The sequence below is a fragment of the Ruegeria sp. AO1 genome, from assembly GCF_056535985.1.
Genome location: NZ_JBQFJC010000001.1, coordinates 2641874 through 2657576, shown reverse-complemented (window position 1 = coordinate 2657576; position 15703 = coordinate 2641874). Strand labels below are relative to the sequence as shown.

The window sequence follows — 15703 nt, the reverse complement described above, 5'->3', positions numbered from 1 at the left end:
CTCGACGTCCCGCCGCTTTCAGCGGTTCGCTCCCGGAACCCACAAGACATCATCCTTGCCGCTGTTGTTGGCGCAGCGGGCGGCGACGAAGAACCAATCACTCAGACGGTTCAGGTATTTGACCGCGACCTCGTTGACAGGCTCCATATTGGTCAGCTCAACCGCCAGACGCTCGGCTCGGCGCGAGACGGTGCGGCAGACATGCAGATGCGCTGCCAAAGCCGAGCCACCGGGCAGGATGAAGCTGCGCAGTGGTTCAAGATCGGCATTCATCGCGTCGATTTCAGCCTCAAGCCGATCGATCTGAGCAGGCGCGATGCGCAGCGGCGGGTAGTCAGCCTCGGCGTCTTTTTCCATGTCGGGGCGGCAGAAATCAGCCCCCAGATCGAACAGGTCATTCTGTATGCGGGCCAGCGCCGCGTCAGTTTCTCCCTCGGCTTCGGTCCGGGCGACGCCGACAAAGGCGTTCAGCTCATCAACCGTGCCATATGCGGCCACGCGGCCCGAGTATTTCGCAACCCGTTCGCCATTGCCCAAAGCGGTTTTTCCGTCATCGCCTGTGCGCGTGTAGATCTTGTTCAGAACGACCATCGTCAAACTCCTTGTCCGCGCAGGAAGACGTAAAGCACAATCAGCAATACGGCAATGAATTGAAAGAGGATGCGCAGGCGCATCATCTTGTTGCTCTTCTTGGCGGCATCCATGCCGCTTTTTCCGAAATTTGCGATTCCAAGGGTCAGCACGACGACAACCGCCGCCATCGCCAAGAGCAAAACGACCATCAAAGGGTCCATCGTCAGTCACCGTCCGCTTTTTCTTTGTGTGCGCCTGATCTAGCGCCTGCAGTGCCAAAAGCGAACGGGAAATATTGCCTCAGATGTCTGACAGTATGCGGTCTATAGCTTTTGTTGGCAGAATTCGCCGCAAATAGCCTGCGATATAGGTCGGAGTCGTCACGTAGTAGCGCGCCTTGGGCCGTTTCGCTTCGACCGCATGTGCCAGCTTGTTGGTGACCGCCGAGGCAGGCAGTTCGAACGTGTCTGGGCCAGAGCCTTCATAGAGCCGTTTCAGCAAAGATGCCTCATACCTGTCACACAAGACCGAGTTCTCCCAATCCACGAAGCGCTCGAACACCGGGATCGCCTTTTCGCGGATTTTCGACGTGATCGGACCGGGTTCGATCAGGATGACCTTGACGCCGCTGCCGCGCAGTTCCAGGCGCATCGTGTCGGTCAGACCTTCAATCGCGTATTTGGTGGCGACATACGCGCCGCGCCAGGGGAACGCGACCAGCCCCAGAACTGAGGAGTTCTGGACAATGCGCCCATGACCTTGTTCGCGCATGACGGGAATGACCTGCCGCGTCAGCTCGTGCCAACCGAAGACATTCGATTCGAAGATGAAACGCAAACCGTCGGTCGGCACATCTTCGACCGCGCCGGGTAGCCCGTGCGCCCCGTTGTTGAACAGGGCATCCAAAGTGCCTCCGGTGGCCTCAAGAACCTCGGCCAGTCCGGCGGTGATGCTGTCTGTGTCCTGATAGTCGATTCGTGGGCTTTCAAATCCTTGCGCGCGCAGCCTGTCGCAATCACGCTGCTGGCGGCACGAGGCAAAGACGCGCCAACCGCGTGCACGCATACCGTGTGCTGCATCCAGACCTATGCCGGAAGAGCAGCCGGTAATAAGAATTGATTTTTGCATGATGGCCCCGAACCTCAACGTCCCCAACACCTAGGCTGCGAGAGGAAACAGAGCAATGACGCCCGGACGTCAGTTCGTGGTTTTGCGGACCAGTGATGCCGAAATCCATCCGACCTGTTGCCCGGGAAACACGCGGGTGCGCAGCCAGCCGGTGCCGGAATCACTCAGGACCTCAACCCGCTGCCCGATCGTGGCCTTGCCGATGATAGGATAGATCGTGCCCGGACCGTCACGCATGTTCACGCGGGTGCCTGAGATTTCGCGGATGTCTTTTTCGGGTTCCGGGACGGGCGACACGGCGGGTTCCGCGTCGGTTGTGACTTGCTGCATCGCCGTCACGCCGCCTTCCAGCGAGGCCAGCGTCAGCGTGACATCCTGATCTTCGAACAGAGACGGATTCGCTTGCAGTCCGGCTGCAACCTGAGACAGAAGCACCTTGGTTTCTTCCTCGCCCAGAACAGGTTCGGGTTCTGCAATAAACTCAATCACTGGGATGGGTTGAACCGCGGCGCGGGTCACCAACTCCTCAACTGGTGCGGCCGCCGGAGGCGCCGCCTTGGGTGCAGGTTCGAACGTGGCCGCCATGCGCTGCGGATTGTCACTGCGCAGGCCGCGCGGTTCAAAGTCGGGGCCTCCACTCATGACGTAGAAGGCCCAGCCAAGGGCGGCAAAAGTAACAAGTATCAGGCGCGTCATGACGCTTCCCCCCGAAGAAATCGTAAATACAAGATTTGGCAGCAGTTTAATTCATGAGAGCATAGCATATTTCGAGGCGGGAGTCGAAAAATGGGGGAAATCCGTAGGTTGCCTCCCCCTGTTGCAAAAAGCGCGACTTGTCCCCAGTAAAATAAGTCTTGGTTGCTTTACCAAGCCGCGCTTGCGTCGTATCACATCATATATGAACGATACGATCGACGACCCCAACATGGAGGCCCCTGACAATGGGGGCGAGGTAGCCGAACCGCTACGCCGCGCAATTGGTGAGCGCTATCTGACCTATGCGCTGTCCACCATCATGCACCGCGCCCTGCCGGATGCGCGTGATGGTTTGAAACCGGTTCACAGGCGAATCCTCTATGCGATGAGGGAACTGCGACTCAGTGCAACCGGAGGTTTCCGGAAGTCCGCGAAGATCTCGGGCGATGTGATGGGTAACTATCACCCGCATGGTGACGCCGCGATCTACGACGCGATGGCGCGTCTGGCGCAGGACTTTAACGTCCGCTACCCGCTGGTCGACGGGCAGGGGAACTTTGGCAATATCGACGGCGATAACCCGGCGGCCTCGCGATACACCGAAGCCCGGATGACCATCGTGGCAGAGGCGCTGCTTGAGGGTCTAAACGAGGACGCCGTTGATTTCCGTGACAACTATGATGGCACGCTGACCGAGCCGGTCGTGCTGCCTGCGCAGTTTCCGAACCTGCTGGCCAATGGTGCCAGCGGTATCGCGGTCGGCATGGCGACGAATATCCCGCCGCACAATATCTCGGAGCTCTGCGACGCGTGTCTACATCTGATCAAAACGCCAGACGCGCGCGACGACACGCTGTTGAACTATGTGCCCGGCCCGGATTTCCCGACCGGCGGCGTGATCGTTGAGCCGCCCGAGAATATCGCACAAGCATATCGCACCGGGCGCGGGTCCTTCCGCTTGCGGTGTAAGTTCGAAGTCGAGGATCTGGGTCGCGGCCAATGGCAGATCGTCGTCACCGAGATCCCGTATCAGGTTCAGAAATCCAAGCTGATCGAGAAGATAGCGGAACTGATCCAGACCAAGAAAATCCCGATCCTAGCCGATGTACGGGACGAATCCGCCGATGACATCCGCCTGATCCTTGAGCCGCGTTCCAAAAACGTCGACCCCGAGGTACTGATGGGCATGCTCTATCGCAACTCGGACCTTGAGGTGCGGTTCAGCCTGAACATGAACGTGCTGATCGACGGGGTGACGCCCAAGGTCTGCTCGATGAAGGAAGTGCTGCGCGCCTTCCTTGATCACCGACAAGAGGTCCTGATCCGTCGCTCGCGTCACCGCATGGCGAAGATCGACCACCGGCTTGAGGTGTTGGAGGGCTTTATTGTCGCCTTCCTCAACCTCGACCGTGTGATCGACATTATCCGTTACGACGACGACCCCAAAGCCGCGCTGATGCGCGAGGATTGGGGGATTGATCACGTCCGCGCCACGGACGAATCCGACTACGCCACACCCAAACCGGGTGAGGGTGAGTTGTCTGAGGTTCAGGTCGACGCGATCCTCAACATGCGCCTGCGCAGCCTGCGTCGTCTGGAAGAGATGGAACTGGTCCGCGAGCGTGACGAGTTGATGCTGGAACGCGCCAATCTGGAAGACCTACTGGCCGATCCCGCTCTGCAATGGGCCAAGATCGCCGAGCAGTTGAAAGAGACCAAGAAGACCTTTGGCAAAGACTACGAAGGCGGCGCGCGTCGCACGCAATTTGCTGAGGCCGGACAGGTCGAAGAAGTCCCGCTTGAAGCGATGATCGACCGTGAACCGATCACGGTGGTCTGCTCTCAGATGGGTTGGATTCGCGCCATGACCGGCCACATCGACCTCAAGCGCGAATTGAAGTTCAAAGACGGAGACGGCCCCCGGTTCATCTTCCATGCGGAAACCACGGATCGGTTGCTGGTGTTTGCATCGAACGGGCGGTTCTACACCGTTAGCGCCGCCAACTTGCCTGGCGGGCGGGGTATGGGGGAACCGCTCCGCCTGATGGTCGACCTGCCGAACGAAGCGCAGATCATCGACATCCTGATCCACAAGCCCGGACGCAAGCTGCTGGTGGCCTCGGACGCTGGCAACGGTTTCATGGTGCCCGAGGATGACGTTCTGGCGCAGACCCGCAACGGGAAACAGGTGCTGAACGTCAAAGGCGACGAGACAGCGATGATCTGTAAACCGGTCGCTGGAGATCACGTCGCAGTGGTCTCGCAGAATGGCAAGTTCTTGGTCTTCCCAACCGAAGAGTTGCCCGAGATGACGCGAGGCAAAGGCGTGCGCTTGCAGAAATACAATATGGCGCGCGGCCGGCAGGGCACGTTGGAGTTGGATGGCGGCCTGTCCGACATCACAACCTTCAACTGGGAAGAAGGGCTCAAATGGTCCATGGGTGGCGATAAAACACGGCATGAGGCAGATATGTCTCAATGGCTGGCCAAACGCGCCAGCGTTGGGAAAAAGCCTCCTTATGGCTTCCCGCGTGTCTATAAATTCTCGTGATCTGACGAGGGTTTCGGGCGAAATCCGCCGATACGGCTTGGCACAGGCCGTATCGGTGCGCTAGATCAAAGAAAAACAGGCCTATCGAGACGAGATCATGCTGCGCATTTTGACCCTGATTACTGGACTCGCCCTGATGGGCGCCTGCACGCAGACGCAAGTCTATGAAGAACCCGAGTCGTTGGGGGAGTTCAAGCTGCGCGTAAACTATGCGTTTGCCGACAAGGCGGTGAAGGGACCTGTCTCTCGCGATGCGACGCCGGATGAATGGACCAAGGCGATCCAGAACGCGGTCGATATCCGCCTTGGCCGCTACGAGGGCGCGCAGGAATACGACATCGGTATCAGCCTCGAAGGCTACATGCTGGCGCCTCCGGGCATTCCCGTCATCTACAATCCCAAAAGCACGGCGATTGTTCTGGTCAACGTCTACGATGTGAAGAAGAAAGAGTTTCTGGCCAAGGGCAAGCAGTTTCAAGTTTTGGAAGACACGACCGGAGAGAGCGCTCTGACAGGGTCGGGAAATACCCGCACGAAAGAAGAGCAGATGAGCGGCCTTGCCCTGAAAGTTGCCGACCGAGTCGAAGAGTGGTTGGCCGAAGAACATAAGGACAATGGTTGGTTTGACCGGCGTCCGGACCTGATCCAACCGCTGGAAACGAGCGAGCTCACGCAAAATCCGGCGTGATCGGTGCATTTCCCTCAGGATGTGCTTGATTTTCCCCTTTGAACCAAATATCCCGCGCGCGCAGATGTAACCATGGGACCAAGGGTCCCCCAAATCGCAAAAGGGCGCCTGAGGAATGGCAAAGGAAAAGTTTGAGCGTACAAAACCGCACGTCAACATCGGCACGATTGGGCACGTTGACCACGGCAAGACGACGCTGACCGCAGCGATCACCAAGTATTTCGGTGACTTCAAAGCGTATGACCAGATTGACGGTGCGCCGGAAGAGAAAGCGCGCGGCATCACCATCTCGACCGCCCACGTGGAATACGAGACCGAGAACCGCCACTACGCGCACGTTGACTGCCCCGGCCACGCCGACTACGTCAAGAACATGATCACCGGTGCTGCTCAGATGGACGGCGCGATCCTGGTTGTGAACGCTGCTGACGGCCCGATGCCGCAGACCCGCGAGCACATCCTGCTGGGCCGCCAGGTTGGCATCCCGAAGATGGTCGTGTTCCTGAACAAAGTTGACCAGGTTGACGACGAAGAGCTGCTGGAACTGGTTGAGATGGAAGTTCGCGAACTGCTGTCCAGCTACGAATACCCTGGCGACGATATTCCGATCATCGCAGGTTCGGCTCTGGCCGCGATGGAAGGCAACAAGCCTGAAATCGGCGAAGAGAAGATCAAGGAACTGATGGCGGCCGTTGATGAGTACATCGACACCCCTGAGCGTGCTGTTGACCAGCCGTTCCTGATGCCGATCGAAGACGTGTTCTCGATCTCGGGTCGTGGTACCGTTGTGACCGGTCGTGTTGAGCGCGGCGTGATCAACGTTGGTGACGAAATCGAAATCGTCGGCATCCGCGACACTTCGAAAACCACCTGCACCGGCGTTGAAATGTTCCGCAAGCTGCTGGACCGCGGTGAAGCGGGCGACAACATCGGCGCGCTGCTGCGTGGTGTTGACCGTGACGGCGTTGAGCGTGGCCAGGTTCTGTGTAAGCCGGGTTCGGTTACACCGCACACCAAGTTCGAAGCCGAAGCCTACATCCTGACCAAGGAAGAAGGCGGTCGTCACACTCCGTTCTTCGCGAACTACCGTCCTCAGTTCTACTTCCGTACAACTGACGTGACCGGCACCGTGACCCTGGCGGAAGGCACCGAGATGGTCATGCCCGGCGACAACGTGTCGTTCGGCGTTGAGCTGATCGCACCGATCGCGATGGAGCAGGGCCTGCGCTTCGCGATCCGCGAAGGCGGCCGCACCGTCGGCGCCGGCGTTGTATCGAAAATCACTGAATAATTCGCGCAAGCGAATAATCAGACGGAAAGGGCGTCCCTCGGGACGCCCTTTTTCGTTTGAGCCACGATCCGGATGTCTCTCAGGGTGCCTGAGATGTTGCCTTTTGGCCGCGACTCACTGCACTCGCGCATGAAAATATTGTTGAAATCAAAACCTTTTCTTACGGTCCTTGAAAACGTATCGCGCCTGATGAACGGCTGAGCGTGAAGAGGGAAGGGGACGGCAATGAAGATATTCTGGGCACTTGTCTTCCTGTGTGTTCCGCATTTTCTGCTCGCACAATCCTTGTCTCCCACGCCCCAACAAACAGAGTCATCAAAGCGAGAGTTGATCGGCTTCGGCTGGATGTTCACGGATGATCTGATTGGTGATGATCATGACCGTTGGCAGACGTCGTCTCTGAACCTGTCCTGGATTCTTGCGCGCGGCTGGAGCGGGGAACTGCCCGAAACCTTTGGGGACGTGATCGAGATTCGGGCGTACACGCAGATGGTATCTCCCGAGGACCTGGTTACGCCAAACCCGCAGGACAGACAGTATGCCGGGATCCTGTCGCTTGGTGCTTATACGCATTTTCAAAGACGCGGTGCGCAGTTCACTGTAGGCGCTGAATTGGTGGCCGTAGGGCCGCAAACGGGCGTGGACAGTCTGCAGACCGAGTTTCACGAGCTGATCGGAAGCACGCCACCGTCGCGGGCGGTCCTGGATGAGCAGATTTCCAATGATTTTTATCCCACCGTAGTCGCGGAATTCGGGCGAGAGTGGGATTGGGGCCGAAACACGCGCCTCCGCCCGTTTGCTTCTGTGCGGGCCGGAGACGAAACTCTTGCCCGCGTTGGAATGGACGTGACCTTTGGACAGGTGGGGCGGTCAGAGCTACTGATCCGCGACAAGATCACCGGGCAGCGCTATCGCTCTATGCGGACAGGACCAAAGGGTGTCAGCGGCGTGTTCGGGTTTGATGCAGCCTATGTGGCCGACAGCGCATATATCCCGAATTCCGGGGCGGTCAGCCTTAAGCATGAACGGTATCGCGCGCGCCTTGGTCTGAACTGGGAGGCCAAATACGGAACTCTGTTTTACGGCGCGACGTATCTGAGTGAAGAATTCAACCAACAACCTGAGGGTCAGGTTGTTGGATCAGTGAGTTTCAAAATCTCGTTCTGACCTTTGATCGCTATGACGCTGCGGCGGCCAGTAGCATTACTTCAACGCAGATTCCGCAGCCGCCCGAACCGAAGCGATATTCGCACCATAGACGTCAGGTTGGTCAACTGACCCGCCCTTGAACACGGCTGATCCCGCGACAAGAACATCTGCGCCCGCTGCTGCGACCAGCGGGGCTGTGTTTGGGTCAACACCGCCGTCAATCTCGATATGCACCGGGCGGTCTCCGATCATCTCGCGGAGCTTGCTGACCTTGTTGGTCATGTCGATGAACTTTTGGCCTCCGAAGCCAGGGTTCACTGTCATGACGCAGACCAGATCGGTGAGGTCCAACAGATGCTCGACCGCATCGGCAGGGGTGCCGGGGTTCAGGGCAACGCCGGCCTTCATGCCCGCCGCACGGATGGCTTGCAGGGTGCGGTGTGTGTGTGGGCCGGCCTCGACATGCGCAGTCAGGATATCGGCTCCTGCATCGGCATAGGCTTGGATGTAAGGATCGACCGGCGAGATCATCAGATGCACATCCATCACCGTTTTGACATGGGGACGGAACGCTTTGACTGCCGGAGGGCCGAACGTCAGGTTTGGCACGAAATGGCCATCCATGACATCGACATGGACCCAATCGGCACCCTGGGCCTCGATGGCCTGAATTTCGGCTCCAAAATTGGCGAAATCGGCGGACAGGATCGACGGAGCGATCTTGATGGAACGGTCAAAGCTCATAGCGGGCCTCATGCAGGAAACTGGGGTTGCGGGCGCGTATAACGGGGAATGAGCCTAAAGGGTAGGCCCTATGGTACGGGCTGCGGTGTTTACAAAACTTTCACTGAACCGACACATATCCGTTGATTGCAATCCGTAGCTACCCGCCAACACGAATTGGGGGTGGCACGTGCTGCACATCAAAAAACTGACCAAACGCTTCGGTGAGAATGTGGCGGTGGATACCGCAACGCTGGACGTGGACAAGCCCTGCATGATCGGGATCATCGGTCGATCGGGTGCGGGTAAATCGACGCTGTTGCGCATGATCAACCGACTAACGGATGCCAGCGATGGCGAGATCCTGTTCCAAGGCCGCGACGTGACCCAGTTGAAGGGTCGCGACAAGCGCGCCTGGCAGGCGGATTGTGCGATGATCTTCCAGCAATTCAACCTCGTGCCGCGTCTGGACGTGGTGTCGAACGTGTTGCACGGGACGCTGAACCGCCACTCGACCCTGGCTACGATGTTCAATCTGTTCCCGATGGATGAGGTCCACCGCGCTATCGACATCCTCGATCGTCTGGGCATCGCGGAACATGCGCCCAAGAGGGCCGAGGCGCTTTCGGGTGGTCAGCAGCAGCGCGTGGCCATTGCCCGCGCCCTGATGCAGGACCCCAAGATCATTCTGGCCGATGAACCGATTGCCTCGCTGGACCCGATGAACGCGCAGGTGGTGATGCAGACCCTACGCCGCATCCACGAAGAGGACGGCCGCACAGTCATCGCCAACCTGCACACGCTGGATACTGCGCGCCGTTATTGCGACCGCGTGGTGGGCATGCGCGACGGTCGTATCGTCTTTGATGGCCTGCCTGAACAACTGACCACCGGTGTCGCCCGCGAGATCTATGGCGCCGATGCCAGCTTCTCGGAAGAGGCAACCTCGACCGAGATCGAAACGCTGGACGCCACACAAAAGGCCCTGATGGAAGCCGAAGCGACCGTCTGAGCCACCCCAACCCCTTTCATCGCCCGGCCCGATGAGAGGTCGGGAGCATCAAACTGGAGAGAGACAGATGAAAAAACTAGTTGCTGCCCTTGTTGCGACCACTGCCATGGCCGCGCCTGCAATGGCTCAGGAGATTTCCGAGCTGCGTATCGGTATTCTGGGAGGTGAGAACGCTCAGGACCGTCTGAACAACAACGAATGCCTGCGCGTCTACACCGAAGAGGCTCTGGGCGTTCCGGCCAAGCTGTTTGCCCCTGCCGACTATAACGGTGTGATCCAGGGTCTGCTGGGCGGCACCATTGACGTAGCCTGGCTGGGCGCGTCGGGTTACGCAAAAACCTACCTGTCCGATCCCGAAGCGGTTGAGCCGGTTCTGGTCAAGGTCAACACTGATGGTGGCTACGGCTATCACTCGATCGGGTTTGCGCGCAAAGACAGCGGCATCACTTCGCTGGAAGACATGAAGGGCAAGACCTTTGGCTTCGGCGATCCGAACTCGACCTCGGGCTACCTGATCCCGTCGATCGAAATCCCTGCCGCAACCGGCGCGACCATGGATTCGGGTGACTATTTCGGTGAAGTGAAGTTCACCGGCGGTCACGAGCAGACCATCGTTGCCGTGAACAACGGCGACGTTGATGGCGGTGTGACCTGGGCCGACGGTCTGGGTGAGTGGGAAGACGGCTACCAGTCGGGTGCCCTGCGCCGTGCCGTTGATGCCGGTCTGATCGACATGAACGATCTGGTGCAGATCTGGAAATCCGAGCCAATCCCGGAAGGTCCTGTTGTTGTCCGCAAGGCGCTGCCTGCTGACGTCAAAGCCAAAGTGACCGAGCTGTGGGACACCCTGTCGGAAAAGGACCGGGATTGCTTCTACGGTGTGGCTGCGGGCGAAGCCAAAAGCTTTGATCCGATCACCCACGACGCCTACGAAATCATCATCGAAGCGCGCAAGCTGAAGTCCAACTAAGCCTGCCTCTTCTATTCGCGGGGTCCGGTATTTTGCCGGACCCCGTTTTCCACTCAGGAGCATTCCATGACAGACCTTTCGGCAGGGTCCTATAGCGTCGATCAGATCCGCGACGACTATACCGCGATGACGCGGCGCAAACGGGTCTATGGTGGTATTCTCCTGATCCTGTTTGTTGCCTTGATGGCAGCGGGCTTTCGCACGGCGGATGACCGCAATGCGGGCAGTTTCATTGATGGCTGGCACCGGATTCTGAACTACCCGTCCGAGGTTCTGTCCGAGGCGTGGGAAAAGATCGCCGAGATGCCAGCCAATCTGGTCGAGTTCTTCCCGGCCCTGATCGAGACGATCAACATTGCCGCCGCCTCGACCCTGATCGGGACGATTGCGGGTACGTTTCTGGCCCTGATGGCGACGCGCGGTATGGCGCTCTGGCCCTCGTTGATCCCGCTGTTCCGTCGGATCTCGGATATCTGCCGCGCGATCCCGGAAATCGTGATTGCTCTGGTTCTGATCTTCATTCTGGGTGGAGGGCCGGTTCCGGCGATGATCGCCATTGCCATCCACACGGCTGGCGCTTTGGGCAAGCTGTTCTCTGAGGTGAACGAAAATGCCTCGCTCAAACCGGTCGAGGGGTTACAGTCCGTCGGGGCCAACTGGTCTCAGCGCATGTATCTGGGCGTCATCCCGCAGGTCGGCCCGAACTATGTCAGCTACGCTCTGCTGCGGTTCGAGATCAACATCCGCGCCTCAGCCATCCTTGGCTTTGTCGGTGCCGGAGGTCTGGGCTATGAGCTGCGCAACGCCATGTCCTGGGGGCAGGGGCGCTACGATGAGGCCGCGGCCATCTTCATCCTTCTCTTCGTTACTATTGTGGTCGTTGATCAGATCTCTGGCTATCTGCGCGACCGTCTGACCCACGGGTCGGAAAAAGGAGCCTCGGTATGAGTACCTTTGCCACCGATCTGTCGATTGACGACCTGAAGGCCGAAGCAGACCGCTTGTTCAGCCGAAAACGCATCGTAAATTTCGGGCTACCGGGGCTGGTTGCCCTCTACCTGATCTACGTCTTTTTTGCCTTCGACGTTCCGGGTCTGACCGAGCGGGCTAACTGGGAAAACGGCAAAACGCTGGTGGCGGACAGCTACAGCTACAAGACCCATGTCGCACGCGACAACCGTACTGGAGAGATCTCTGCCGCGATCGAGGGTGAGCGGAAGGGGCGCTATCCCGACGGCACGGCACCCGATTGGGTCGCGCTGGGCGAGACCACGGTGATTGATCTGGAAGATGGCCATGTGGTGCGTTTCGGGCCGGAGACCGTCGAATATGACATCCCTGGCTATGGCACCGTGCGCGCAACCCCCAGCCGGTCGGCCGGTGTGCAGGCCGAACTTCCTGCCGGAGAGGTCCCGGACTGGATCAATGTCTCCAAGAACCGTCTGGCCATCAAAACCGACGCAGGCCGCCTGACCGTCACCCGCAACCGGTCAGAGGTGTTCCGCTACTTCACCGGGTGGGAGCTGTTCTGGTTCACGCTCGACAGCCCCTACTACGGCAAGTCCTTCCCCGAGCTTGTGAGCCTCGCAGCATCTGGTGAGGCAGGCGCGATCCTGAATGACTTCTGGACCAACAAGATGTGGCGGCATCAGGACGTGGCCTGGGCGATCTTTGAGACGATCCTGATGGCGTTTCTCGGCACGCTGGGTGCGGGCATGATTGCTCTGCCTCTGGCCTTCCTCGCGACGCGGAACTTCAACCCGCTGCGCTCGGTCCGCTTTGCAACGCGGCGCGTGTTTGACTTTGTCCGCGGCGTGGATGCGTTGATCTGGACCGTGGTTCTGGCGCGGGCTTTTGGTCCCGGCCCGCTGACAGGGGCGCTGGCCATTCTGGTGACCGATACCGGAACCTTCGGCAAGATCTTCTCGGAGGCATTGGAGAATGTCGACAACAAGCAGATCGAAGGTGTCCAGTCGACCGGGGCCAATGCGCCGCAACGCTACCGCTTTGGGGTGATCCCGCAGATCACTCCGGTTCTGCTCAGCCAGCTTTTGTACTTCCTTGAATCCAACACCCGAAGCGCGACGGTGATCGGGGCGATCACCGGAGGCGGAATTGGTCTGTTGCTGACGCAGGCGATCATCACGCAGAAAGACTGGGAAGAGGTCGCATACTACATCGTTCTCATCATTCTGATGGTGATGCTGATGGATTGGTTCTCGGGCTGGTTGCGCAAGCGCCTGATTCAGGGCCAGGCCGGTAAAAAGCGGAAGCCGCGCGGCGCGGCCAAGCTGCAGTCCTAAGCATATGGGGAAAATGATGACTCGTCTGCGCTCTGATCAGCCTTTCATCCATCCAGACTGTCAGATCTCGAACAGCAGCTTTGGCGCCTATGTCGAGATCGGCGCCGGGACACGGGTCGCCAATTCGCGGTTCGGTGACTACTCCTATTGCGACCGAACCTGTGACATTGCCAATGCCGAGATCGGCAAATTCGCCAATATCGCCAGCTTCACACGGATCGGCGCGACGGATCACCCGATGGAGAAAGCCTCCTTGCATCATTTCCTGTATCGCTCAGCGGATTATTGGGAGGATGCGGAAGACGATGCAGAATGGTTTGCCCATCGCGCTGGGCGACAGGCGTCGATTGGCCATGACACTTGGATCGGCCACGCGGCGATCATCAAACCTGAGGTGACGATCGGGCACGGGGCGGTTGTGGCGTCCGGTGCGATCGTGACCAAGGATGTCGCCCCCTATACGATCGTTGCCGGGGTAACCGCGCAACCGATCCGGCGGCGCTTTTCCGAGCAGGTGTCAGAGAGGCTTTTGGCTCTGGCGTGGTGGGATTGGAGCCACGATAGATTGCGCGACGTGCTGCCGGATTTCCGCGCGTTGCAAATAGAAGCGTTTCTGGAGAAATACGAGTAACCCTCCCGCGCCCGCATGTGCATCGGCTACGCCGATACCCATTGGCGGCCTTGGGCCCAGCGCCGCGCTTTGCGCGGCGCGACCCCCAACGGGATGAAGCCTCCGGCAGGAGGCTGAAGACGGGCGGGAGCGCTCCCTTGTCAGGTCTCGTTCAGCGTCAGGGTTACGCGCTCACCGGCGAAAACGGTTTTTCCATACTCGACCGGCTGCCCATCTGGGGCCGCATTGATCCCCAGCGAATGCAGGATCGGCGCGCCTTCGTTGAGGTTCAGGTGCAACGCTTGCGTTGCCGTGGCCGCGCGGGCGGTCAGCCGTGTGGACGTTCGTACAAAATCCTCGATCCCGCAGAGCTGAAGCGCCTTGGTGACGGATTGGGTTTCGGTCAAATGGGTGAGGATCTCAGGCAAACGGACGGCCGGAAAGACGCTTTGAAACAGCGCAATGGGCTGACCATCCGCCAAAGACAAGCCGTCATAGACATGAACCGGATCGCCGGGCTGCAAAGCCAGTGCTTCGGCTTCGGCCTCATCCGCGGCGCGGGTGGTCAGGGACAGGATGCGCTTGCCCGGTATCTTGCCGCTGGCGGAAATGCTCTTGTGATATCGGACTCGTTTGCCAATCGGATAATCCGTTGGTCGTGCGGTGACAAAGACCCCGGCCCCGCGCCGAGGCTGAACCAGCCCTTGCTCTGCCAGCTCGGCCAGTGCGCGCCTGACGGTGTGCCGATTGACGCCGTGGGTGGCCGCCAGCTGCGCCTCGGTCGGCAGCCGGTCACCGGTGCCAAAGCGCCCCTCGGCGATATCCGAGGTCAGGCTGAGTGCGATGCTCTTCCAGATCGGTGTTTTGCTCATGTCATCAAAACTTCATGGTCTCATGGATTGCCTGACAGGCGGATGCAGGTTAATATTTGTCTAGTTGTATAGTTCGAGTAGACAACCGCGACAAGGGCTTTCGATGACAGAACAGATGAAAAGCAACGGGATCACGCGTCAGGAGTGGATGGGCCTGCTGGCCCGCGCCCCTGAGGACGCGATGATGCCGCTTTGGGACAGGGTGGCTGATCGTCCATCGTTCAAATGGCTGCGGAGCCCCGAGATTGGCGGCGTGATGGTGCGCGGTCGTGCAGGCGCCATTGGCGCTCCGTTCAATCTGGGTGAAATGACGGTTACGCGCTGTTCACTGGCTTTGGAGGACGGCACCGTGGGCCATGGCTATGTCCAAGGCCGCTCCAAGCCCAAGGCTGAGGCTGCCGCGCTGATCGATGCGCTGATGCAGACCGAGGCCGCGGATCGTCTGACCGAACTGGTGATCACTCCGCTCAAGACCCAGATGCAAGATACACGCAAGGCGCGGGCGGCAAAAGCGGCGGCCACCAAGGTTGAGTTCTTCACGCTGGTCCGGGGAGAGGACTGATGAACGCACAAACGCACTTCTCAGGTGGATTTCAGGACGCCCCGCGCGATGCCGCGCACGCGTTTCGCGCCGCGATGACCGTGATGGCGCGCCCCGGTGAGATCAGAACGCTGGTCGGGGCGGAACCTCCGGCACCGCTATCGGTTGCGGCGGGCACTCTGCTTCTAACACTTTGTGACGCGGATACCGGCGTTTATCTGGCGGGCGCGGCAGATACGCCGGACATGCGTCAATGGCTCGGGTTTCATACAGGTGCTCCAATCGTCGAGGCGTCGAAAGCGGATTTCGCCGTGGGCCGCTGGCCTGAACTGATGCCTCTGAGCGACTACAGGACCGGCACTTCCGAATATCCCGACCGCTCGGCCACTTTGATTGTTGAGAGTGATGCGCTCGCGCCCAAGGGTGCGGTTCTGAGCGGCCCGGGGATCAAGACCACGGCACGTATGTCACTGCCGGATATCGCGGCGCTGCAGGACAACGCGATGCTTTCTCCGTTGGGTTGTGACTTCTTCTTCACCTGCGGGGATCAGGTCGCAGCCTTGCCGCGTAGCACGCAGATTCAGGCCGAGGGGTAA

17 protein-coding genes are annotated in these 15703 nt (G+C 59.3%); 11 read left to right on the top strand and 6 right to left on the bottom strand.

What is annotated here, in order from left to right; all coding sequences use genetic code 11:
• Window positions 1–18: 18 nt before the first annotated feature.
• The 4 genes from ACR3FB_RS13125 to ACR3FB_RS13110 form a co-directional block, all read right to left on the bottom strand.
• Complete coding sequence (locus tag ACR3FB_RS13125; RefSeq protein WP_170380420.1) at window positions 19–591, bottom strand: cob(I)yrinic acid a,c-diamide adenosyltransferase; 573 nt, start codon at window positions 589–591, stop codon at window positions 19–21.
• A 2-nt stretch (window positions 592–593) separates the two neighbouring features.
• Entirely contained in the window at window positions 594–794 is a 201-nt protein-coding gene (locus ACR3FB_RS13120) for a twin transmembrane helix small protein (protein WP_170380419.1), read from the bottom strand.
• A 79-nt stretch (window positions 795–873) separates the two neighbouring features.
• Entirely contained in the window at window positions 874–1701 is an 828-nt protein-coding gene (locus ACR3FB_RS13115) for an SDR family NAD(P)-dependent oxidoreductase (protein ID WP_480565683.1), read from the bottom strand.
• 69 nt (window positions 1702–1770) lie between these two features.
• Window positions 1771–2397, bottom strand: coding sequence for an SH3 domain-containing protein (locus ACR3FB_RS13110; protein WP_480565681.1), 627 nt, complete (start codon window positions 2395–2397; stop codon window positions 1771–1773).
• Between the two features lie 202 nt (window positions 2398–2599).
• Between ACR3FB_RS13110 and parC the strand changes: the two genes are divergently transcribed.
• The 4 genes from parC to ACR3FB_RS13090 all read left to right on the top strand — a co-directional run bounded on the left by parC (window position 2600) and on the right by ACR3FB_RS13090 (window position 8094).
• On the top strand, window positions 2600–4948 hold the full coding sequence (gene parC / locus ACR3FB_RS13105) for a DNA topoisomerase IV subunit A (RefSeq protein ID WP_425085661.1): 2349 nt from the start codon (window positions 2600–2602) through the stop codon (window positions 4946–4948).
• A gap of 97 nt (window positions 4949–5045) precedes the next feature.
• A complete protein-coding gene (locus ACR3FB_RS13100; protein WP_425085662.1) occupies window positions 5046–5636 on the top strand; it encodes a hypothetical protein in 591 nt (196 codons plus the stop codon).
• Between the two features lie 115 nt (window positions 5637–5751).
• Window positions 5752–6927 carry an elongation factor Tu gene (gene tuf, locus ACR3FB_RS13095; RefSeq protein WP_170381019.1) on the top strand — a complete coding sequence of 392 codons (1176 nt, stop codon included), beginning with the start codon at window positions 5752–5754 and terminating at the stop codon, window positions 6925–6927.
• Between the two features lie 225 nt (window positions 6928–7152).
• Window positions 7153–8094, top strand: coding sequence for a lipid A-modifier LpxR family protein (locus ACR3FB_RS13090; RefSeq protein ID WP_480563275.1), 942 nt, complete (start codon window positions 7153–7155; stop codon window positions 8092–8094).
• A 36-nt stretch (window positions 8095–8130) separates the two neighbouring features.
• Here ACR3FB_RS13090 and rpe read toward each other — a convergent pair whose 3' ends face one another.
• Window positions 8131–8820, bottom strand: a complete 690-nt coding sequence (gene rpe, locus ACR3FB_RS13085) for a ribulose-phosphate 3-epimerase (protein WP_170639157.1) — start codon at window positions 8818–8820, stop codon at window positions 8131–8133.
• A 169-nt stretch (window positions 8821–8989) separates the two neighbouring features.
• Between rpe and phnC the strand changes: the two genes are divergently transcribed.
• The 5 genes from phnC (at window position 8990) to ACR3FB_RS13060 (ending at window position 13715) form a co-directional block, all read left to right on the top strand.
• Window positions 8990–9811, top strand: a complete 822-nt coding sequence (gene phnC, locus ACR3FB_RS13080) for a phosphonate ABC transporter ATP-binding protein (RefSeq protein WP_170709989.1) — start codon at window positions 8990–8992, stop codon at window positions 9809–9811.
• Window positions 9812–9878: 67 nt separating this feature from the next.
• On the top strand, window positions 9879–10781 hold the full coding sequence (gene phnD / locus ACR3FB_RS13075; protein WP_170527473.1) for a phosphonate ABC transporter substrate-binding protein: 903 nt from the start codon (window positions 9879–9881) through the stop codon (window positions 10779–10781).
• Between the two features lie 66 nt (window positions 10782–10847).
• The gene (gene phnE / locus ACR3FB_RS13070) at window positions 10848–11729 is read left to right on the top strand and encodes a phosphonate ABC transporter, permease protein PhnE (protein WP_480563278.1); all 882 of its coding nucleotides are present in this window, start codon (window positions 10848–10850) and stop codon (window positions 11727–11729) included.
• Entirely contained in the window at window positions 11726–13084 is a 1359-nt protein-coding gene (gene phnE, locus ACR3FB_RS13065; RefSeq protein WP_480563280.1) for a phosphonate ABC transporter, permease protein PhnE, read from the top strand. Before phnE (ACR3FB_RS13070) ends, phnE (ACR3FB_RS13065) begins: the two co-directional genes overlap by 4 nt.
• A gap of 16 nt (window positions 13085–13100) precedes the next feature.
• Window positions 13101–13715: an LbetaH domain-containing protein gene (locus ACR3FB_RS13060; RefSeq protein WP_480563283.1), complete on the top strand. Its 615-nt coding sequence runs from the start codon at window positions 13101–13103 to the stop codon at window positions 13713–13715.
• Between the two features lie 140 nt (window positions 13716–13855).
• Here the strand turns inward: ACR3FB_RS13060 and phnF are convergent, their stop codons facing one another.
• Entirely contained in the window at window positions 13856–14566 is a 711-nt protein-coding gene (gene phnF / locus ACR3FB_RS13055) for a phosphonate metabolism transcriptional regulator PhnF (protein WP_480563285.1), read from the bottom strand.
• A 103-nt stretch (window positions 14567–14669) separates the two neighbouring features.
• Between phnF and phnG the strand changes: the two genes are divergently transcribed.
• Entirely contained in the window at window positions 14670–15128 is a 459-nt protein-coding gene (phnG, locus tag ACR3FB_RS13050) for a phosphonate C-P lyase system protein PhnG (RefSeq protein WP_480525471.1), read from the top strand.
• Window positions 15128–15703 carry a phosphonate C-P lyase system protein PhnH gene (phnH, locus tag ACR3FB_RS13045; protein WP_480563287.1) on the top strand — a complete coding sequence of 192 codons (576 nt, stop codon included), beginning with the start codon at window positions 15128–15130 and terminating at the stop codon, window positions 15701–15703. Before phnG ends, phnH begins: the two co-directional genes overlap by 1 nt.